Source organism: Acidovorax sp., from assembly GCF_046314175.1.
GTDB lineage: Bacteria > Pseudomonadota > Gammaproteobacteria > Burkholderiales > Burkholderiaceae_C > Acidovorax.
This window is the reverse complement of the sequence record NZ_JBKBXG010000096.1, coordinates 1-19,429: the sequence shown is the minus strand read 5'-3', so window position 1 is coordinate 19,429 and position 19,429 is coordinate 1. Positions and strand designations below refer to the sequence as shown.

Below are 19,429 nucleotides of genomic sequence, written 5' to 3'. Positions count from 1 at the left end.
AGAACCGCCGCGAAGTGGAAAACCGCCTGCGCGACGCGCTGCGCCAGGACCGCGCCCGCGTGCAGTTCGGCACCATCAGCAAGTTCGGCCTCATGGAAATGAGCCGCCAGCGCCTGAAGCCGGCATTGAGCGAAGGTTCGTCCATCCCCTGCCCCCGCTGCGGCGGCTCGGGCCACATCCGCGACACGGAATCGTCGGCGCTGCAGATCCTGCGGATCATTCAAGAAGAGTCGATGAAGGACAACACGGCTGCCGTGCACTGCCAGGTGCCGGTGGAAGTGGCTTCGTTCCTGCTGAACGAAAAGCGTACCGAGATCGCCAAGATCGAACTCAAGCAGCGCGTGGCCGTGCTGATGGTTCCCAACAAGACGCTGGAAACCCCCAACTACCGCCTGGAACGCCTGAAACACGACGATCCGCGCCTGGACCACATCGAAGCCAGCTACAAGCTTGCTGAAGACGTGGAAGACCCCACGGCCGTGACGCGCCGCTCGCAAGAGCCCACCAACAAGCAGACTCCCGTGATCAAGGGCGTGCTGCCTGACGCACCCGCCCCCATCGCCGAACCGCGCGAGCCCCGCCCTGAAGGCGCCGCACGCCCACCCCGTGGTGGCCAGCGCCCAGCGGCTACCGCAGCGGCACCAACCCCGGTGGCCGCGCCTGCGCCTGTAGCTGCAGCGCCGCAGGAGCAAGGCTTCTTTGCCTGGCTCAAGAGCCTGTTCGGGTTCGGCAATGCGCCGGCAGCGCCAGCGCCCGCAGCAGCGCCCGCACCCGTCACCCCGACAGAAACCACGAGCCGTGGCGAACCCCGCCGCGATGGCCGCAATGGCGAAGGCCGTGGTGGCCGTGGCGGGCGCGGTGGTAGCCGTGATGGCAATCGTGACGGAAGCCGTGATGGGCAGCGCGACGCCGCTCCCCGCGACGGCAACCGCGAAGGCGCCCCCGAAGGCCGTGGCCGCCGCGGCGAACGCTCGGCCGAAGGCCGTGCACCGCGCGATGCAGAAGGCCGCCCACCCCGCGACGCCAACCGCCCCGAAGGCGAAGCACGCGAGGGCCGTGAGGGCCAGGGTCGTGACGGACGCAATGGTCGTGAAGGTGGCCGCCCCCGCCGCGATGCCGAGCCCCGCAACCAGGCCGCAGGTGTGAACGGTGACAGCACCGCCGCACAGGCGCAGGCGGAAGGCCCGAACGGCAACGTTGCCGAAGGCGCACAGCAACCCCGCAGCGAACGTGGCCCCCGCCGGGAACGTGGTGACCGTGGAAACCGTGGCGAACGTGGCGAGCGCGCACCCCGTGCCGTGGAAGCCCAGGACGCCACCGCAATCGCCACCGCGTCGGCCGTGCCACCCAGTGACTTTGTTGACACAGCCCCGCTGGCTACGCTGCCCGACCTGGACCTGACGGGCAACGAAGCCCCCGCCACCGAAGAGCAGCAGCGTCGTGAACGCCGGTCCCGCGACCGCTACGGCCGTGACCGCCGCGAGCGTGGCGAACGGGGCCCGCGCGACAACGGCAATGCCGACTCCTCCGCGGCATCGAATGCAGCCGCACCTGCGATGATGGATCTAGACCCATCGACGCCCGCTGGTCTGCAGGCCGAGCCCGCTGCCGGGCAGGACGAGGCGCCACGTCGCAGCTACTTCAGCGCACCAGCCCCGTCGGCAGACGCGGCACCGGTTGCTGCAGCACCGGCCCCTGTGGCAGCGCCTGTTGCGCCAGCGCCAGCACCCGTGGCTCCGGTAGCGCCTGTGGCGCCACCAGCACCCGCAGTGGCACCCGTGCCCTCCGTTGCAGCACCCGCACCCGTTGCGGCAGCGCCTGCCCCGGCCGCAACAGTCCGTGCGGCGGCTGCACCAGCCCCTGCGGCGGCTGCACCGGCTGCATCGGCTACCGGTGGCATGCCACGCGTTGAGGCGTTCACGTTGCCTATCGACGCGCTGCAGCAAGTGGCGGCCTCGTCGGGCCTGCAATGGGTGAACTCCGACGCCGACAAGATTGCCGCCGTGCAGGCAGCGATTGCGGCCGAACCACAACCGATCCGCGTGCCGCGCGAGCGTCCTCCCGCCGTGGTGATGGATGAGGGCCCCCTGGTGCTGGTCGAGACCCGCCGCGACCTGTCGGCCATGACCCTGCCTTTTGAGCAGCCCCCTGCGGCTTGATGCCCCGCACGGCCTGCAGCCCCGGCTGCGGGCTCTCCCCCAATAAAGAAGGCGGCCTCGGCCGCCTTCTTTCATTGATGCCCGCCAAAACCCATCAAGACGGCAACCGGCGTCGCACCGGGTACCATTTTGGGTAGCCACTGTTGCAAGCCCCGCTCACAGGGTTTGCACGACCCCTGGTTGCATCCCGGTGCGGGCCCCGACAAACGCCCGCTTGCCCCACCCTCCAAAGTCCACGCACCTTCGGCCCCTTCATTCCCATGCTGTTTCTGTTGTCACCCGCCAAATCGCTCGACTACGACACCCCCCTGCCGGAGGGACTGCCACACACCACACCGCAGTTCGTGGCCCAGTCTGCCGCCTTGATCGAGGTGCTGCGCACCCAGTCTGTGCAGGACATCGCATCGCTGATGGATCTGAGCGACAAGCTGGCCGCGCTCAACGTGGCGCGCTACCAGGCCTGGCGGCCACGTTTTACGGCCACCAATTCGCGCCAGGCTCTGCTGGCTTTCAACGGGGATGTGTACGAGGGCCTGAACGCGCGCACGTTAGCCGACAAAGACCTGGACTGGGCGCAGAGCCATGTGGCCATTTTGAGCGGCCTGTATGGCGTGCTGCGGCCGCTGGACCGCATGCAGCCCTATCGCCTGGAAATGGGCACGCGCCTGACCACCGACGCGGGCAGCAACCTGTATCAATACTGGGGCGCACAGATTGCCGAACACATCAACACGCGGCTGCGTGCCCACGACGCCAAAGCCGACACGCCCGTGGTCGTCAACCTTGCGTCGCAGGAATACTTCAAGGCCGTGGACCGCAAGGCGCTCAAGGCCCGCGTGATCGAATGCGTGTTCGAGGACTGGAAAGGCGGCACGTACAAGATCATCAGTTTTCATGCCAAACGTGCGCGGGGGCTGATGGCGCGCTATGCCATCACGCACCGCGTTGCCACGCCCCGGCAGCTGGAAGGCTTTGATCTGGACGGTTACGCGTTTGCACCGGCATCATCGGGCCCCGAGCGGCTGGTGTACCGTCGCAAGACGGCTGACGCCTGAGGCGGCATACAACCCCTTTCCACTGCAACCCCATCGACGTTGAAGGACTTCCATGGCATCGCGTTCTGACCTGCACCCCGACAGCACCCTGACGAACCAGCGCACCAGCGCTGCGCGGCAGGCCATCACGCCTGAGTTGCGCCGCTGGATCATCGAGCAGGCGCAGGCCGGCTACGAGGCACCGGTGGTGCTGCAGTCCATGCGCGACGCGGGCTGGGACGAAGACGTCGCCGCCGATGCGCTGGAGGTCACGCTGCAGGACCATCTGAACGAACTGGCCGTGCAGCAAGGCCAGCCCGCCGCCGTGCCAGTACCCACGCCCCGGCTTGACGAATCCCCCGCCCAGGTGGACTGCGGCGACCGCACCGTGAACGTGCTGCTGGCCATGGCGCAGCCGCGCATTGTGGTGTTTGGCAATCTGCTGTCCCCCGAAGAATGCGACGCCCTGATTGCTGACGCCGAGCCGCGCCTGGCCCGCTCGCTCACCGTCGCCACCAAGACCGGCGGCGAAGAAATCAACGCCGACCGCACCAGCGACGGCATGTTCTTTCAGCGCGGCCAGAGCCCGCTGATCCAGCGCATTGAAGAACGCATTGCGCGCCTGCTGAACTGGCCCATTGAAAACGGCGAAGGCCTGCAGGTGTTGCACTACCGCCCTGGCGCCGAGTACAAGCCCCATTACGACTACTTTGACCCCGCCGAGCCCGGCACGCCCAGCATCGTCAAACGCGGCGGGCAACGCGTGGGCACGCTGGTGATGTACCTGAACACCCCCGAAAAAGGCGGCGGCACCACCTTCCCGGACGTGCATGTGGAAGTGGCGCCGCAGCGCGGCAACGCCGTATTTTTCAGCTACGAACGCCCCCACCCTTCCACCAAAACGTTGCACGGCGGCGCCCCGGTGATTGCCGGCGAGAAGTGGATCGCCACCAAGTGGCTGCGCGAACGAGAATTCAAGTAAAAAAAGGCTCTAGCGCTTATCCATAAAGCGCTAGTAGCTATTAATTTAATAGTAATCATGAACACCCCGGAACAATCCCAACTCGGCAAGGCATCGGCCTATATCGACCAGTACGACGCCTCGCTGCTGTTCCCCATCCCGCGCGCGGGCAAACGGGCGGAGATCGGCATCACCGGCGCCGCGCCATTCTTCGGGGCCGACCTGTGGACGGCGTTCGAGCTGTCGTGGCTCAACCAACGCGGCAAGCCGCAGGTGGCGCTGGCGCACATCACCGTGCCGTGCGAGACGCCCAACATCGTGGAGAGCAAGTCGTTCAAGCTGTACCTCAACAGCTTCAACAACACGCGTTTTGCCGATGCGGCCGAGGTGCAGGCGCGTATCCGCACCGACATCAGCGAAGCTGTGTGGCGGGGTGCGGACCGCGCTGCGACGGTGGGCGTCAAGCTGATCAGCCCCGACCTGTTTGACCAGGAGCCCGTGCATGAGCTGGACGGCCTGAGCCTGGACCGGCTGGATGTGGAATGCACGCAGTACCAGCCCGCACCCGAGCTGCTGACTGCGCAGTTTGACCAAACGCCCGTGACCGAGGTACTGACCAGCAACCTGCTCAAAAGCAACTGCCTGGTCACCGGCCAGCCAGACTGGGGCAGCGTGCAAATCAGCTACAGCGGCCCTCAGATCGACCAGGAAGGACTGCTGCAGTACCTGGTGAGCTTTCGCAACCACAACGAGTTCCACGAGCAGTGCGTGGAGCGCATCTTCATGGACCTGTGGACGCGCTGCAAACCCATCAAGCTGACCGTGTACGCGCGCTACACACGCCGCGGTGGCCTGGACATCAACCCGCTGCGCACCAGCCACCCCCAGGGCCTGCCGCGCAACGCACGCACAGCAAGGCAATAACAGCGGCCATCAACCGCCCGGGACCAGCGTGAGGGACGGCGCCGGCGCCCCCGCCATCACGGCATATTGAACACATCGACCGAGCGGCCCAGCGACTCTGCACTGTCCTTCAGCCCCTGGGCGGCGGCGGTGGATTCTTCCACCAGTGCAGCGTTTTGCTGCGTCACCGTGTCCAGCTGGGTCACTGCTTCGTTGACCTGGGCGATGCCTTGCGACTGCTCTTTGGTCGCGCTGCTGATCTGCTGCACCAGAGTGCTCACGCGCTCCACGGCATCGACCACGCCCTGGATGGTGGTTCCCGCGTGGTCCATCTGCTGGGCGCCGCTGGCGATCTGGTTCACGGTGACGCCGATCAGCCCGCTGATCTCCTTGGCCGAGCTGGCACTGCGCTGAGCCAGCGCCCGCACCTCGCCCGCCACCACGGCAAAACCACGGCCCTGCTCTCCCGCGCGGGCAGCCTCCACGGCTGCGTTCAGGGCCAACAGGTTGGTCTGAAACGCAATGCCCTCGATCACGCCCACGATCTCGCTGATCTTGGTAGACGACAGCTTCATTTGCTGCATGGCCGCACCCACCTCTTGCACGGCCTGACCGCCGCGCATGGCGATGTCGCTGCTTTGCGCGCTTTCACGCGACACCTTGGCGGCTGTCTCGGCTGTCTGCTGCACCGTGCTGGCCAGCTGCTCCATCGACGCCGCAGTTTCTTCCAGGCTGCTGGCCTGCGACTCGGTACGGGCAGACAGGTCCATGCTGCCGCGCGTGATTTCAGCGGCTGACTGGGTGAAGTTGCGCACCTCGGTGCGCACATCGCCCACCACAGCACGCAGGTTGACCCGCGTTTGTTGCAGCCTCTGCATGAGCGCCCCCAGCGGCTCCGGGTAGTCGCCCCGCACCGACGTGGTCAGGTTGCAGGCCGATATGTCGGACGCAAACCGCGTGGCGTCAGCGACCCCGTTCAACACCGTGGCCTGAAACCGCCACAGCACCCAGCCAGCGCCCAACAGCAGCAACACCACCCGCGCGACCCACGCGGTGGTGCCCTGCAGCGCCAGGGCGTCTGGCACCAGGGCCAGCAGCACCAACACCGCCAGCATCAGCGCCATGCGGGGCATCAGCGCCATGCTCGCCAGGCTCTGCCCCCAGCCGCGCAGACCGCGGTGGCGCACATTGCCCGAGTCCAAATAAAAGCTGCTGGCCCCAGACGATGCCTCGCTACGCATTTGCGCGTACAAGGCCTCAGCAGAGGCCGCCTCAGCAGCGCTGGGCTTAGTGCGCACCGACATGTAGGCACGCGGCTTTCCGCCTTCCAGGATGGGGGTCACATTGGCCCGCACCCAGTAATGGTCGCCGTTCTTGCGGCGGTTCTTTACCAGTCCTGTCCACGGCTCGCCCCTGCCGATGGTGCGCCACATGTCCTTGTAAGCCTCTGCAGGCATGTCGGGGTGGCGAATGATGTTGTGCGGCTGGCCAATGAGTTCGTCATAGGTGTAGCCGCTCACGCGCACAAACGCCGGATTGCAATGGCTGATCTCGCCCTTGGTGTTGGTGGTGGACACCAGCAGTTCGTCGCCAGGGAAGTCGAAGTTCTGCTGTGTCACTGGCAGGTTGATGCGCATGAGGGTCTCCTGATGGGCTTGCGGCATGCGCAGGCAACGCGGCACGGTTCGGTTACCGCTTGATACCATTCAAGTCTAAGGGCTGACAGCGCCATTGCGCACCAAAACAGGGCTCCCGGCGGGGCGATTACCCAGCTTTACTACTGAGCAGGTTTGTACGCTGCAATCGCCTTGGCAAGGTCAGCCGTTTCTTCGCACTGCGCGCAGATGGCCTGCAGCCGTGCCAGTTGGGCTTCGGCCTGTGTTTTCTGACCCACCTTGAGATACGCAATGCCCGAATACTCCAGCGCGCCTTTGTGGCGCGGGTCCAGCGTCAGCGCCTTGTTGTAGGCCGCAAAGGCCTCGTCGTATTTGCCCAGCCAGCGGTTGGAGTAGCCCAGCAGGTTGTAGGCGTCGGCGTTCTGCGGGTTCTGGGCCACCACCTTGCTGAAGCTGCTGGCGGCCAGCGCCCAGTTCTTGGCGTCAATGGCTTTTTTGCCCACCGCAAAGTCGTCAATGCGCGCGTTCTCCACCGGCGTGGTGGGTGTGTCGGCCGCGTGGGCGGCGCGCAGCGCAAAGGCGGGCACAAGCACCAGCGCCAGGCTGAGCAGGGGTGTGGACACCAAGGTGCGAGCGTTGAATGAAGGCATGAAATGGCTCCTGAAAGCGTAAAAGTCGAAGGTGAGAGGCAGCGTGGCCCCATGCCGATCATCGGCACCTCAGACAAACGCCACAGAACGCGAAACGGATGCAAGGCCGAGAAATTGATTAAACAACAGGTGCAAACCGCCCTTCGCCCGTCACCACAACTTGGCGCAGTTGCCCGTGAAAAGCACGGTGCTACTGGGCGCTGGCGGCGTTGCTGATGTTTCCAGTGTCACCATGAGCTTGTTGACCTTGAGCAGCAGCTTCTCCGACGTATCGGGCAACACCGACACTGCAGAGCCGGTCACCGGCACCGTGCCCAGCACAAACGGTGCGCCGTCGGCTGGCACTGCCCACAGCACCATCTGCGGGGCTGCGCCGGCCGCTGGCGTTGGGGACTCTGGCATTGCTGGTAGCGCGATAGGCCCGATGACCTTCACCGTCAACGTGCGCCCATGGCGCAGCGAACTCACCAGAACCTTGCCGTTGCCTGCTGCGTCCGTCAGCAGGCCCACATAGGCCTGCGGCAGTTTGTCCCCTGCGCGCAGGGCCAGCTGGTCGCTCGACACAAACAGCGTGGGCACCGCGATCACCAGAGCCACGGTGGCCAATGCACCCAGCACCAAGCCCGCCAAGCCCTGCAACACGCCCTGGCGCCCCCACAGTGCACCCGCCCAACCGCTCGATGCAGACGCGCCGCCAGCCGCAGTATCTGAGCCCTTTGCGGTGCTCGGCAGGGTGCGTGCCTCAATGGCGGCCCACACGCGGGCTGGTGGCTGTTGCACCGGCACCGAACTGGCCAGCAGCCCCAACCGCCCCTCCCACTGCGCCACCAGCAACTGCACGTCGCTGCGCTCGCGCAGCAGCCGTACAAATCGGCGGCGCGCGCCACCGCCCAGGGTGCCCAGCACATAGGCAGACGCCAGGTGGTCCAGCAGCGCGGGGTGGGTGTACCTCATGCGCCCACCCCTTGCGCAGCCAGGCAACTTTTCAGGCGCTCAAGGCCCCGCCGGATCCATGCTTTGACGGAACCCAGCGGCGCGCCCATCTGCGCCGCCACTTCAGAATGCGACAAGCCCTGGTAGTAAGCCAGCGCCAGACTTTGCCGGTAGGTACCGTCCAGCGCGTTCATGCAGCCTTCAATGCGCAGCGCCTGGGTGGCCTGCTCCAGCAGATGCAGCGCGCTGGGTGCAGGGGCAGATGCGGACGCCGCCGCACTCTGCGCGTCGCCAACATCCGCGTCACTATCTGCAAGCTCCGCTGTGTCGTGCCAAAGGCTCTCGGGCCGCCGCGCGCGGGCGCGCAAGGCGTCCAGCGCCTTGTTGCGCACAATGGCAATCAGCCATGTCATGGGCTGGATCGACTGCCCGCCCAATTCGCTGCGGTAGCTTCCAGCGTTTTTCCAGATGCTCACATACGCCTCTTGCAGCACATCCTCGGCCGCCTGTCCTTGTCCCAACATACGAACGGCAACACCGAACAGATGCACGTGGGTGCGCTGGTAGATCTGTGCAAAACAGGCATGGTCGCCCGACGCCGCGGCGTGAATCAGCGCCTGCAGGCTTGCGCTGCGAGGGTTCTGGGCATCAGTGGTTTCGTTGCGGGCGACCATATGGCGTCGAGTATAGAAACGGCCCACAGCCCACGGTTAGCCTGCACCGTGGGTGTTTACGCCGATTGCCACAGCCTGCAACGGTCTCCTGCAGCGGCGCAACATGCCCCTAAAACAGCTGTGCTGTGCCCATGGCGTCTACGTCCCCGCGCTTGCTTCGGCGTGTGCCCGCTGGTTCTTTTGCACGCTGCTCCAGCACAGGCTCTTCTCCCGCCCGCGCCAACGTGCTGGCCCGCACGCCCAGCAGCCGCAGCCGCTTGTCCAGCGGCACGCGCTTGAGACATTGCCCGGCCAGTTGGCGGATAGTGGCGCCGTCGGCCGTGTAGAAGTCCACTGTGTGGTCGCGCGTGGCGATCTTGAAGTCGTCGTAGCGCAGCTTGATGCCAATAGTGCGCGCCACATAGCCCTTGCGCTTGAGGTCTTCGGCCACGCGCAGGCACAGGTCGGTAAAGATCGCGCCCAGCTCAGCCCGGTCGCGCACAGCATGCAGGTCACGGTCGAAGGTGGTCTCGCGGCTCATGCTCACGGGCTCGCTCTCGGTCACTACCGGGCTGTCGTCGCGGCCCCAGGCCACGCGGTGCATCCATGCGCCGGTGGACTTGCCAAAGTGGCCCATCAGCCACTGTTCATCCTGCGCGGCCAATTGGCCGATGGTCTCTATGCCCAGCCGCGCCAGCTTTTCGCCCGCCTTGGGGCCGATGCCGTTGATCTTGCGCACGTTGAGCGGCCAGATTTTGGTCTGCAGGTCTTCCTCGAAAACGATGGAGATGCCGTTGGGCTTGTTGAACTCGCTCGCCATCTTGGCCAGCAGCCGGTTGGGCGCCACGCCAATCGAGCAAGTCAGCCCGGTCACGTCAAAGATGCTCTTCTGGATAAGCCGCGCCAGCACCCTGCCCCCTTCGCGCTGGCCGCCGGGCACGTCGGTGAAGTCGATGTACACCTCGTCCACGCCCCGGTCTTGCATCACGGGGGCTATCTCCATGATGGTGCTTTTGAACAGGCGTGAAAACCGCCGCACCTCGTCAAAATCCACCGGCAGCACGATGGCCTGCGGGCACAGCTTGGCGGCCTTCATCATGCCCATGGCCGAGCCCACGCCAAACTGCCGCGCCGGGTAGGTGGCCGTGGTGATCACGCCCCGGCCCACGTAGTCCTTGAGCAGAGGAAAGTCCTCTACCGGGATGAAATGCCGCTCGCGCAGACCATCGCCATCCGGGCCTTGCAGCAATAGTTCATCCACCTTGCGCCGCCCACCGCCAATCACCACGGGCAGGCCTTTGAGCTGGGGGTAGCGCAGCAACTCAACGGATGCAAAAAACGCATCCATGTCGAGGTGGGCGATGCGGCGCAGCCGCTGCCCCTGGCGCTGCGGTGAGGCAGCCGTTGTGGGCTCGTTAACGGGGAGATCAGGCGCTGGGACGGTCACGCCCGCTATTGTGCGCGGCGGGGTGACAGGCTGCTGCCAGTCGTCCCTGTGCTCAGCTGCTTTCAACCGTCCGGGTATTCATAGATCTTCGTTTCGTTTGAAAAAAACGACTTCTATGAATAAACAGCTGCGTCGTGCAGACGCATCACTGCTTCGCCATTGCCGCGCTGCGAATCCCCTGCAGCGTGCCCGTGGGCGTGATCGCCTCAGGATCGATCAAACAGTGCAGCACGCTGGGCAAACCACTCGCGCGGGCACGCGCCAGGGCAGGCGCAAAGTCATCCGTTCGCTCTACCCGCTCTCCATGCCCGCCAAAGGCCTCGGCGTAGGCCTTGAAGTCGGGATTCTTAAGCTGCGTAGCGCTCACGCGGCCGGGGTACTCGCGCTCTTGGTGCATGCGAATGGTGCCGTACATGGCGTTATCGAGCAGCACCACGATGATGGGCAGGCAGTACTGCACGGCAGTCGCGAACTCTTGCCCGTGCATCAAGAAGTCGCCATCGCCCGCGAACACCACCACCTCGCGCTGTGGCCACAGGCGCTTGGCGCCCACGCCGGCCGGCAGGCCATAGCCCATGGAGCCACTGGTGGGTGCCAGCTGGCTCGCGTAGGTGGTGAACGGCCAAAAGCGGTGCACCCAGGTGGCAAAGTTGCCCGCGCCGTTGCAAAAGATGGTGTTAGCGGGCAGCGTGGACTTGAGGTACTGCATGACCTGGCCCATCTGCAACTCGCCAGGAATCTGGATGGGGTTGGTGTCGCTCCACAGCACGTATTCGGATCGCGCCATTTCGGCATGGGCCTGCCAGGCCACGGGCCCAGTAGGTCGCACGCTGACCAGCCCAGCGGTAAACGCCTGCGGTGTAGCGTGGATGGCCTGCGCGGGCCGGTACAGCTTGCCCAGCTCATCGGCATCGGCATGCACATGCACCAGCGGCTGCGTGGGGTTGGGGATCGCAAACAGCTCGTAGCCCTGCGACGGGATTTCTGACAGGCGCCCGCCCACCACCAGCACCAGGTCGGATTCGCGGATGCGCGCCAACAGGCGCGGGTTCACGCCCAGGCCCAGGTCACCGCCGTAGCAGGCATGGTTGGCCGGGAACAGCATCTGCCGACGGAACGAGCAATACACCGGCAGCGACCAAGCCTCGGCAAACGCGACAAACTCGCGCACCGCCTGCTCGGACCAGCGGCTGCCGCCCAGGATCGCCACGGGCTGGTGCGCGGCCTTCAGGCGCTGGGCCAGCTCGGCCATCTGCGCAGCCCCTGGGTGCGTCTCTGTCACCTGGTAGGGCAGCGCATCGGCCACGGCGGCGGCTTCGGTCAGCATGTCTTCGGGCAGCGCCACCACCACGGGGCCGGGGCGGCCGGACGTGGCGACGTGGAAGGCGCGCGAGATCAGCTCGGGCACGCGCGCCGGGTCGTCAATCTGCACCACCCACTTGGCCATGGTTCCAAACACGGCGCTGTAGTCCAGCTCCTGGAACGCCTCACGCCCCATGGCGCCGCGCGCCACCTGGCCCACGAACAGGATCATGGGGGTCGAGTCCTGGTGCGCAATGTGCACACCGGCCGACGCATTGGTGGCGCCCGGACCGCGCGTAACAAAACAGATGCCCGGCTGGCCGGTGAGCTTGCCCTGCGCCTCGGCCATCATGGCGGCGCCGCCTTCCTGGCGGCACACGGTCACGGCAATGTCGGCATCGTGCAGGGCGTCCAGCACGGCCAGATAGCTTTCGCCCGGTACACAAAAGAGCTGCTTCACACCCTGGGTGATGAGCTGGTCTACCAATATCTGGCCGCCGGTGCGGCTGTGCGGGGTGGTCATGGGGTCTCCAAAAGGGGGCTGAGTTTTCAGCAATTCAACAATTCAGCAATCAAATCACGTTCTTTTCAAGCAGCGGGTGCTGGTCCACCAGCCGCTGTATGGACACGGGCGACAAATCCAGGCTTTGGTAGCGGCCCGTCAGCATCAGCTCTGCCAGCCCGCGCCCTACCGCCGGGCATTGCTGCAGGCCATGGCCCGAGAAGCCGTTGGCAAACACCAGGTTGTCGCACGCGGGGTGCAGGCCCACGATAGCGTTGTGGTCGAAGGTGTTCATCTCGTAGTAACCCGCCCAGGCGCCCCGCATGCGCAGCGCCTCAAAGCCCGGAATGCGCTCGGCCAGAGTGGGCCAGATGCGGCCCTCAAATTCTGCATATTCGGGCTCCAGCGGTGCAAAGTCGGCATCGTTGTCCGCCGCTGGCGCAAAGCCGCAGATAAAGCCCTGTCCCTCGGGCCGCAGCCAGATGCCGCTGGTGTCGATGAGCAGCGGGCAGCCCGGCAGCACTGCGGGGCTGGCCAGGTTGAAGACCGTGCGTCGCTTGCCCACCACGGGCAGGTCGATGCCCGCCCAGCCTGCAATCGCGGCTGCCCACGGGCCGCCAGCGTTCACGGCATAACGGCAGGGCAGCACGGTGCCGCTTTGCAGCCGCACTGCATTCACGTGTTGTACGCCATTGCTGCCTGACATGTTCAAACCTACGGCTTCATCGACCACATAGCGCACGCCCTGGCTCTGCGCCTTTTTGCGCAGAGCGGTCAGCAGCAGGTAGCCATCAAACCAGCCCTCGCCCGACAGGCCGAGCGAGCCCAGCGCCACATCCTGCAGCGCCAGCCAGGCAAAGCGCTCATGAAGCTGCGCAGGGCTCAGCAGCGCCACGTCGGCGCCATGCCGCTTTTGAAGTGCATGGTTCTCGCGCAGCGTGGCCTCGCCGGCAGACGTCGCCAAATACAGGTAGCCGCCCTCATGCAGGCCAATATCGGGCACATCACCGTTGCAAGCCAAAAGCTGGCCCGCGTTGCGCAAAAAGCCAATGCCGTAAGCCGAGATCTGGATGTTGATGTCGGTAGAAAACTGCTGGCGGATGGAGCTGGCCGACAGCGCCGACGAAGCGCGTGCATAGGTCGGGTCGCGCTCGACCACCACCACCTCGCAGCCAGGCTGCTGCAGCGTGAGGAAGTACGCAATGGCACTGCCAATAACGCCACCGCCGATGACGACGATGGGAGCGGAATCAGCGGTCATTCAACCATCTCCAGATGTACGGGCGCGTCGACAAGCTCAGGGCGAGCGGGGGAAAGTTTGTACGTGTCGATCATCTCCTGCACCTGGCCCAGGCCTTCAGACGGAATCTTGCGCACATCGATGGTCATCAGCAGGCGCTGGCGGCAGAGGTGACAGAGGTGGCAGTCATGGCGGCTCGCAAAGGTCAGGGAGTCCAGAAAAGCAGGGGCGCAGCAGAGGAGAACGCAAGCAACGAACGCACCAATATCCGCCAATCGCTTCGCCCTGGATAGCAAAAAATTGGAACTACTTGATCACAAATCAGAATGAATCACCTGAAAATAGTAGGACTGCCACCGCTTATCAATTAAGCGCCAGCAGCCTAAAACATGTAATTTTCACCACCGCCAATCATTCCCCCCACGCATGACCCTGCTGCGCCGCTCCTTCCTGCCCTCCACCGCCGACTTGCTGGCCTTTGAGGCCGCTGCACGCCACCAAAGCGTGTCGCGCGCGGCAGAGGAACTGCACCTCACGCAAAGCGCGGTGTCGCGCCAGATCCGCCAGCTCGAAGACCAATTGGGCACCGCCCTATTCCACCGCGTGCGCCAGCGCGTGGTGCTCACCGACGCTGGCCGCGTCTACGCCGCCGACGTACTGGCGGTGCTGCAGCAACTGTCCGCCAGCACCCAAAAAGCCATGGCGTTTTCCAGCACTGACGGCCTGCTCAACCTGGCGGTGCTGCCCACGCTGGGCACCCGCTGGCTCATCCCGCGCCTGCCGCGCTTCATGGCGCTGCACCCGGACGTGACGGTCAACTTTTCTGCACGCACCGAGCCGTTTGACTTTGCAGGCACCCCGTTCGATGCCGCCATCCACTTCGGCGCACCGCACTGGGCGGGCGCCGTGTGCCAATACCTGATGCATGAAGAAGTGGTACCCGTGTGCAGCCCCGGCTACCAAAGCCAGCACGGCATACACACCCCGCAAGACATCGCCCGCGTGGTGCTACTGCAGCAAAGCACCCGCCCCACCCAGTGGGCCGAATGGTTTGAACGGGTGGGCGCGCCCACCAACCTGGCACTGCGCGGCCCCCGGTCCGAACAGTTCGCCATGATCGCCCAGGCTGCCGTCTCCGGTCTGGGCGCCGCCCTGCTCCCCCGCTTTCTGATCGAACCCGAACTGACCGCGGGCAGCCTGATAGAGCTATCGACCACCGTGCTGACCAGCAGCGACGACGCGTACTACCTGGTGTACCCAGAGACGCGGGCGCAGACGCCGCTGGTGAAGGCGTTCAGGGATTGGGTGGTGGGAGAGTGCGCGGGCCAAAGGCAGGGGTGAGGCGGGCGGGCACTGCTTTTGGAGCAGGTACTGGTAGTAAACACCGGTATGTCAAAAAATATGAACAAAAGTGGCTCTATCGCTTATTGGTAAAGCGCTAGCAGCTATAAAAATAGAAGTATTTGAGACAAAAATGGCTTCATCAACTGGGCCGAAAACACGCAACAAGTCAGCAAGCACCCTGGACAGACGCCTCAAAGGCGCGCGTATAATGCACAGAATTTTGCACAACAAGGAGCCCACCATGGCCATCTCCGCCAGTGACGTGATCCCCCTGTCCCAAGCCCGCGCCAACCTGTCTGAACTGGCCGACCAAGTCAAAGCAGGCGCCGAAAAAATCATCACCAAAAACGGTGAGAGCTACATCGCCATGATCGATGCCCGGCGGCTTGACTACTACCACCAGTTGGAACGCGAGCACATTCATTTGCTGCTCATCAACGACGCCAGCCAAGGCCTGGCCGATGTAGCTGCAGGCAAGGTCAAGGACGCGCGCAGCACGCTGTCTGCCCTGCAACGCCGCCGCGCCACCGCAGCCAACGCCGCCCCAGCTCCAAGCCCAGACTGATGGAGCGGCTTGCAACATGACCGCCCCCAGCAACCCAACCACCGTCATCAAGCTCACCGCCAACTTTGAACGCAACCTTGGCGAGATTGAAGCCTTCTTGACAGCAGCCCAAGCGCCCCACGCATTCGATGCGCTGTTGGACGAACTGATGGACACCACCATCCCCAACCTGGAGCGCTTTCCGGGCCTGGGGCGACTGTTTTTAGAGCGCCCCGTGCGGTCGGTGGAGGCCGCCAACGGCGTTGCGCGCCTTGCCCAGCAACTCGCGGCCATCGCCCAAGACGGCGAACTGCGCGAGTACGTGATGACGCACTACCTGCTGCTGTATGCGCGCGTCCAGGGCACGATTTATCTGCTGTCGATTCGGCACCAGAGGCAGCTGTCGTTTGATTTTGAAAGCCATTGGCCGGTGTGAGGGCGTAAGCAATTCAGGCGGTAAAGACTACAGAGGCTCAAAGCCAAGGGGCACGTCCGCGTTTGGTGCGGCACGGGGCCGACACTATTGGTGCGTGAAAAGATGACTGAAAAAGTGGCTCTAGCGCTTATGGGTAAAGCGCCAGCAGCTACAAAATTGCATTACCGCTGTCGAGACAATTGCCCACCGGTTCTGAGTCATGCTTCTGCAGTTGCGAGTCCGCGCAGCCGGATGCCCCTCACAGAGGCATCGCCAGAAGTTTCAATGGTGTCGGCGCTGGCGACTCGATGGTTAAGCTGGAGTTGGCGATTGCAGCTTGCGGCCATGACAACCGCAGCCTCCGCGAGTTCAGAGACCGTTCAAGGCTGGTTGCAGTCATACGCGGCCCGCAAACGAATGAGTACTATCGGCCAGGAGCGGCCGGAGGCGGTAGATGAAAGCGGACGCTCACTGTAAAGATGTCCGGTGACGAATAGCAGCGCCAGAAGGTAGAGGTGCAATATTGGACGCCCGTCCCGATCGACATGGGCAGACCAGTCTCCCCGATAGCGCCGTGGATTTTTCGCTCAAACAAGCCTCTTGCGAATCGCAATCTGAATAAGCGCTACCAAAAAACAAACAGCGGAAATGGCCGATGAAAAACCTTTGCCTTTATTGAAGTGTTCATAAGGAAAAATCGTTTGATTTTGAGCAGCCAGTTGATAAACTTTTTCCCCATCGTGCCATACGCTTACGTGTGTATTCTTATCCAAGAAAGATTTCATCTTTTTTGGATCGCATCCTCCTGTCTTGGTGTGGATACATATTAAATTTTGACCAGTGCTGGTTTTCAGGTAAGTAGTTGTCGATACATAGTTTTCCTTTCTCACCATATGGATGCGAGCCTCATCCTTTTTAAGCGATTCAAATGCTGGGGCGAACGGCCACAACGCAATTAGCCCAAAGACGCTTGCCAAGGCGAGAAAGAAAATCACACTACCTCGTGTTGGGCCGTTCGAGCTTGCAGTTATTTCTTTGACCATAGGCTGTCTAGAATAATTTCGACTACGTATACCTACAAGGCTTATTTGCGTGTTGATTCCGCGTGCTGGCCTGTCTTTGAATGTGGCGTCACATAACTTCCACAAAACTTACGTTTCCCAGTCGAGTTGGCGTACACACTGGTCACAGTCGCGTCACGTCGAAGGGAGTCAAGTTGTCTTCGGTAGCCATTTTTGACGAAGGGAGTCCACCGTCGGCTCAGGGCCCGCTAGTGCCCCTCGCCGTGGGGCAGAATCCGGCCAGGAGCAGCCGGAGGCACTTGGGTAAAGGGGACACTCAACGTAGAGCTAACCGGCTCTGCGCGGTTTTATCGCGCAGCGTCCAACGACTGGAAGGAGCGAGGTTGAGCGCCATGTTGGGCAATTGGCGTATCAATAAAGCCATTTCCTTACCAGAGCATTACCAAAACGCTCAACTAAAACGGCTTCTCCGCCTTCATCGCTTTCATGAACCTCAGCAAGGCAACGGATCATAAGAGCATCTAAATATACCTGCGTGGATGAAAAGAACGGAGTCAGCATGGCCCTTGTATCATGGTCGAAGAAATAAACCTCGCCGGTTTGTCTATGAAAACAAAACATGTTGCCATTACCAAGATAGTCACCAAAAACAACCAACTCACTAGCCAAAGCTATATCTGCTTCGTTCTCGGCAATGTCAGAAATACCAGAATACGCATCAAGCAAAGGTTGAATAGGCGTTTCTCCATTAGTGACGCTACAGAGCTTTTCCGCCAATGACAAAGCACCAAATTCGGAATGGTAAGCGCGCAGCGCGGGTGGTAATGGACACCCCAAGCGCGCTTCAAGTCCAGACAGGTCGCTTTCGCTGACAGGCGCCAAATTTGCTTGAGTTACATGGCCTTCCCACAATAGCGAATAGTCTTCAATGACTGACCGATACCAAGCAAATCTTTCCGCTTGACTGGGTAGTGTTGGCCAAGCCAAGGGCGCGCAATTTGCAGGTGGCCACTGTTCCGAAGGGTTCTCTGTAGTCATATGTGCTCACGAGGGAGTAAAAGTGGCTTACAGCCCGGGTATGCAAGCGCAAGGCTGTTCAAACGCCCAGGGGTAAAAATTCCGCGAAACCCGGCAGGCGTCAACGAGGCAAAACTATAGTTTGCCAGCAGGGGGCAGGGCACTCCGGCAGCACGTTTTGATCTGCCAGCCAGCGGCTAGTTAACCAACGGCTGCTTTTGGGTAATGGTGTCCACCGGCTGCTGAGGGCCCAAAAGAGACGTTGAATCCGCCGCAAGCGGCCAGTGAGTGAATGTGTCTCTTAGATAGGCCAGTGCTCTCTCAGCCTGGATAGCTCCCGCGCCAACGCGCCCAACTCGTCGTTGAACGCGGTCAATTCCGCAAGCGTGTATTCAATACTTTGTTGCGTACCGGAGGGCAGTCCAACGACGTTGACGACCTTGTGACGCCGAGCCTCGACGCCCCATCGTCCGTGGACCATCTGATTGCGCTGTTCACGAGCAGCATGCACACGCTCAATCCAACGTTCATAGGCCGCGCGACGTTTAGAACCCGCCGGAAACTTCTCAGCGACTTGCTTCGAAAGCGTTTGGAGCTTGGTGTGGACGTTCTGCCCTTCGATTGACTTTGATAGAGCTTCCAATCTCTTGCCATCATCCATCCACGCTAGGCAGAGCCCCAGGTTCACATCGATGCGCGAGAACGCGAAAAGCATCTGTCCTAGTAAAGAGGCAGCCTCAGTCTGCATCGAGTCATGACGCGCCCACAATTGTCCTGCTGTTTCGCCGGAGTCAGGCGTTGAGGCGGGTTCCAAAGCTTGCTTCCATTCTTTTTTCTCGACAGTGAGGAGACCAGCGCCTGATTCTTGAGGGCTGGTAATGGCCGTATGTTGCCAGTTACGCGCCTATCACTCTACCTACCAGCGAGAGTGAGGAGAGCGGGACCAAACACAAAGGCGCCGATCAGCAAGATGACTGGTACGCCAATAGCAAACCAGATCATCAATCGTCCCTCCCTCTTGAAATGGTGGTTGACGCTCTTGGCGATGTCAGTGGCGACTACTTCGTCGTGGGACTGGTTCGTATTGTTCAAGAAGTGCCTTCGCAACGATTCATCTGACCGCTATTGGCCGAATTCTGCCCCAAGTGAAAGCGCTAGCAGGAACATAGACGGGAAGCGTGTAGCACACGGTAGGTGGGCAGGTGCAGTGCGCCAAACACCAGAGCTGTTGCGACCCAGGCCAGGGCCACGGCCCAACGGGCGGGCATACCAGCGCGGTGCAGCAAGGCCACGGTGGCCAGCAGTGGCAGGATGGTGACCAGCTCTTCGCCCAGCAGTTGCACGGCAACCAGTGCGAACCGCCCAACCAGCTGCGCCGGGGACAAGCCCGCAACAGCATCGATGCTGGCGTTGGCACTGAGGTGAGACATGCCCAACCCATATGCAGCCACCAGCGCGGGCAAGCCGATCACCAAAGGCACTGCAACCAGCCCCAGCGCCACATCGCGCCATCGAGGGCGCCTGAACAGGGCCACCCAAGCCGGGCCCACGGCCCATCGCAGCCCCGCCCACTGCACGCCCACAAACAGCAGCGCGGCCAAAGCGCCACCCCACTGGTCCGGCAACCAGCGGGGTACGGCCACCAACAGCGCAAAGGCCACTGCGCTGGCAGCCCACAACAGCCCGT

19 protein-coding genes and 1 pseudogene are annotated in these 19,429 nt (G+C 62.9%); 7 read left to right on the top strand and 13 right to left on the bottom strand.

Annotation, left to right across the window (positions count from 1 at the left end; translation table 11 throughout):
• Window positions 1-14: 14 nt before the first annotated feature.
• Window positions 15-341 (top strand): annotated as a pseudogene (locus ACK4OE_RS21390) (ribonuclease E/G); the annotation flags it as partial.
• 1,036 nt (window positions 342-1,377) lie between these two features.
• Here the strand turns inward: ACK4OE_RS21390 and ACK4OE_RS21385 are convergent.
• A complete protein-coding gene (locus ACK4OE_RS21385) occupies window positions 1,378-1,575 on the bottom strand; it encodes a hypothetical protein (protein ID WP_409887888.1) in 198 nt (65 codons plus the stop codon).
• Between the two features lie 844 nt (window positions 1,576-2,419).
• Here ACK4OE_RS21385 and yaaA point away from each other — a divergent pair.
• The 3 genes from yaaA to queF are packed head-to-tail and all read left to right on the top strand — an operon-like array spanning window position 2,420 to window position 5,078.
• On the top strand, window positions 2,420-3,214 hold the full coding sequence (yaaA, locus tag ACK4OE_RS21380) for a peroxide stress protein YaaA (RefSeq protein WP_409887884.1): 795 nt from the start codon (window positions 2,420-2,422) through the stop codon (window positions 3,212-3,214).
• 52 nt (window positions 3,215-3,266) lie between these two features.
• On the top strand, window positions 3,267-4,175 hold the full coding sequence (locus ACK4OE_RS21375) for a 2OG-Fe(II) oxygenase (protein ID WP_409887883.1): 909 nt from the start codon (window positions 3,267-3,269) through the stop codon (window positions 4,173-4,175).
• A gap of 57 nt (window positions 4,176-4,232) precedes the next feature.
• Window positions 4,233-5,078, top strand: coding sequence for an NADPH-dependent 7-cyano-7-deazaguanine reductase QueF (gene queF, locus ACK4OE_RS21370; RefSeq protein WP_409887881.1), 846 nt, complete (start codon window positions 4,233-4,235; stop codon window positions 5,076-5,078).
• A gap of 56 nt (window positions 5,079-5,134) precedes the next feature.
• Here queF and ACK4OE_RS21365 read toward each other — a convergent pair whose 3' ends face one another.
• From ACK4OE_RS21365 to ACK4OE_RS21330, 8 genes are all read right to left on the bottom strand, one after another.
• Complete coding sequence (locus ACK4OE_RS21365) at window positions 5,135-6,694, bottom strand: methyl-accepting chemotaxis protein (RefSeq protein WP_409887879.1); 1,560 nt, start codon at window positions 6,692-6,694, stop codon at window positions 5,135-5,137.
• Between the two features lie 140 nt (window positions 6,695-6,834).
• A complete protein-coding gene (locus tag ACK4OE_RS21360; protein ID WP_409887877.1) occupies window positions 6,835-7,323 on the bottom strand; it encodes a tetratricopeptide repeat protein in 489 nt (162 codons plus the stop codon).
• A gap of 150 nt (window positions 7,324-7,473) precedes the next feature.
• Window positions 7,474-8,277 (bottom strand): anti-sigma factor domain-containing protein, encoded by an 804-nt coding sequence (locus ACK4OE_RS21355; protein ID WP_409887875.1) that lies wholly within the window; start codon window positions 8,275-8,277, stop codon window positions 7,474-7,476.
• Window positions 8,274-8,930 carry an RNA polymerase sigma factor gene (locus ACK4OE_RS21350; RefSeq protein WP_409887873.1) on the bottom strand — a complete coding sequence of 219 codons (657 nt, stop codon included), beginning with the start codon at window positions 8,928-8,930 and terminating at the stop codon, window positions 8,274-8,276. Before ACK4OE_RS21350 ends, ACK4OE_RS21355 begins: the two co-directional genes overlap by 4 nt.
• 109 nt (window positions 8,931-9,039) lie before the next feature.
• Window positions 9,040-10,257, bottom strand: a complete 1,218-nt coding sequence (locus ACK4OE_RS21345; RefSeq protein WP_409887886.1) for a Y-family DNA polymerase — start codon at window positions 10,255-10,257, stop codon at window positions 9,040-9,042.
• Between the two features lie 244 nt (window positions 10,258-10,501).
• Window positions 10,502-12,181, bottom strand: a complete 1,680-nt coding sequence (locus tag ACK4OE_RS21340) for a thiamine pyrophosphate-binding protein (protein WP_409887871.1) — start codon at window positions 12,179-12,181, stop codon at window positions 10,502-10,504.
• A gap of 49 nt (window positions 12,182-12,230) precedes the next feature.
• A complete protein-coding gene (locus tag ACK4OE_RS21335) occupies window positions 12,231-13,421 on the bottom strand; it encodes an NAD(P)/FAD-dependent oxidoreductase (RefSeq protein WP_409887869.1) in 1,191 nt (396 codons plus the stop codon).
• Entirely contained in the window at window positions 13,418-13,549 is a 132-nt protein-coding gene (locus ACK4OE_RS21330; RefSeq protein WP_409887867.1) for a hypothetical protein, read from the bottom strand. The genes ACK4OE_RS21335 and ACK4OE_RS21330 overlap by 4 nt, the downstream gene beginning before the upstream one ends.
• A 277-nt stretch (window positions 13,550-13,826) precedes the next feature.
• Between ACK4OE_RS21330 and ACK4OE_RS21325 the strand changes: the two genes are divergently transcribed.
• The 3 genes from ACK4OE_RS21325 (at window position 13,827) to ACK4OE_RS21315 (ending at window position 15,724) form a co-directional block, all read left to right on the top strand.
• Window positions 13,827-14,741: a LysR family transcriptional regulator gene (locus ACK4OE_RS21325; protein WP_409887865.1), complete on the top strand. Its 915-nt coding sequence runs from the start codon at window positions 13,827-13,829 to the stop codon at window positions 14,739-14,741.
• Between the two features lie 244 nt (window positions 14,742-14,985).
• Window positions 14,986-15,309, top strand: coding sequence for a type II toxin-antitoxin system Phd/YefM family antitoxin (locus ACK4OE_RS21320; RefSeq protein WP_409887863.1), 324 nt, complete (start codon window positions 14,986-14,988; stop codon window positions 15,307-15,309).
• Between the two features lie 16 nt (window positions 15,310-15,325).
• Window positions 15,326-15,724 carry a type II toxin-antitoxin system RelE/ParE family toxin gene (locus tag ACK4OE_RS21315; protein WP_409887862.1) on the top strand — a complete coding sequence of 133 codons (399 nt, stop codon included), beginning with the start codon at window positions 15,326-15,328 and terminating at the stop codon, window positions 15,722-15,724.
• 566 nt (window positions 15,725-16,290) lie between these two features.
• Here ACK4OE_RS21315 and ACK4OE_RS21310 read toward each other — a convergent pair.
• The 4 genes from ACK4OE_RS21310 to ACK4OE_RS21295 all read right to left on the bottom strand — a co-directional run.
• Window positions 16,291-16,746, bottom strand: coding sequence for a hypothetical protein (locus ACK4OE_RS21310; protein ID WP_409887860.1), 456 nt, complete (start codon window positions 16,744-16,746; stop codon window positions 16,291-16,293).
• Window positions 16,747-17,136: 390 nt separating this feature from the next.
• Window positions 17,137-17,763: an SMI1/KNR4 family protein gene (locus ACK4OE_RS21305; RefSeq protein WP_409887858.1), complete on the bottom strand. Its 627-nt coding sequence runs from the start codon at window positions 17,761-17,763 to the stop codon at window positions 17,137-17,139.
• 280 nt (window positions 17,764-18,043) lie between these two features.
• A complete protein-coding gene (locus ACK4OE_RS21300) occupies window positions 18,044-18,556 on the bottom strand; it encodes a hypothetical protein (protein ID WP_409887856.1) in 513 nt (170 codons plus the stop codon).
• Window positions 18,557-18,896: 340 nt separating this feature from the next.
• Window positions 18,897-19,429 (bottom strand): hypothetical protein (locus ACK4OE_RS21295; protein WP_409887854.1); only part of this gene is annotated, 533 nt, incomplete at its 5' end.

What these genes read in the sequence shown, in the direction of transcription:
- ACK4OE_RS21385 (WP_409887888.1), bottom strand. Translation starts at nt 1,575, where the DNA reads ATGGGTCTAGATCCATCATCGCAGGTGCGGCTGCATTCGATGCCGCGG.
- yaaA (WP_409887884.1), top strand. Translation starts at nt 2,420, where the DNA reads ATGCTGTTTCTGTTGTCACCCGCCAAATCGCTCGACTACGACACCCCC.
- ACK4OE_RS21375 (WP_409887883.1), top strand. Translation starts at nt 3,267, where the DNA reads ATGGCATCGCGTTCTGACCTGCACCCCGACAGCACCCTGACGAACCAG.
- queF (WP_409887881.1), top strand. Translation starts at nt 4,233, where the DNA reads ATGAACACCCCGGAACAATCCCAACTCGGCAAGGCATCGGCCTATATC.
- ACK4OE_RS21365 (WP_409887879.1), bottom strand. Translation starts at nt 6,694, where the DNA reads ATGCGCATCAACCTGCCAGTGACACAGCAGAACTTCGACTTCCCTGGC.
- ACK4OE_RS21360 (WP_409887877.1), bottom strand. Translation starts at nt 7,323, where the DNA reads ATGCCTTCATTCAACGCTCGCACCTTGGTGTCCACACCCCTGCTCAGC.
- ACK4OE_RS21355 (WP_409887875.1), bottom strand. Translation starts at nt 8,277, where the DNA reads ATGAGGTACACCCACCCCGCGCTGCTGGACCACCTGGCGTCTGCCTAT.
- ACK4OE_RS21350 (WP_409887873.1), bottom strand. Translation starts at nt 8,930, where the DNA reads ATGGTCGCCCGCAACGAAACCACTGATGCCCAGAACCCTCGCAGCGCA.
- ACK4OE_RS21345 (WP_409887886.1), bottom strand. Translation starts at nt 10,257, where the DNA reads ATGGATGCGTTTTTTGCATCCGTTGAGTTGCTGCGCTACCCCCAGCTC.
- ACK4OE_RS21340 (WP_409887871.1), bottom strand. Translation starts at nt 12,181, where the DNA reads ATGACCACCCCGCACAGCCGCACCGGCGGCCAGATATTGGTAGACCAG.
- ACK4OE_RS21335 (WP_409887869.1), bottom strand. Translation starts at nt 13,421, where the DNA reads ATGACCGCTGATTCCGCTCCCATCGTCGTCATCGGCGGTGGCGTTATT.
- ACK4OE_RS21330 (WP_409887867.1), bottom strand. Translation starts at nt 13,549, where the DNA reads ATGACCATCGATGTGCGCAAGATTCCGTCTGAAGGCCTGGGCCAGGTG.
- ACK4OE_RS21325 (WP_409887865.1), top strand. Translation starts at nt 13,827, where the DNA reads ATGACCCTGCTGCGCCGCTCCTTCCTGCCCTCCACCGCCGACTTGCTG.
- ACK4OE_RS21320 (WP_409887863.1), top strand. Translation starts at nt 14,986, where the DNA reads ATGGCCATCTCCGCCAGTGACGTGATCCCCCTGTCCCAAGCCCGCGCC.
- ACK4OE_RS21315 (WP_409887862.1), top strand. Translation starts at nt 15,326, where the DNA reads ATGACCGCCCCCAGCAACCCAACCACCGTCATCAAGCTCACCGCCAAC.
- ACK4OE_RS21310 (WP_409887860.1), bottom strand. Translation starts at nt 16,746, where the DNA reads ATGGTCAAAGAAATAACTGCAAGCTCGAACGGCCCAACACGAGGTAGT.
- ACK4OE_RS21305 (WP_409887858.1), bottom strand. Translation starts at nt 17,763, where the DNA reads ATGACTACAGAGAACCCTTCGGAACAGTGGCCACCTGCAAATTGCGCG.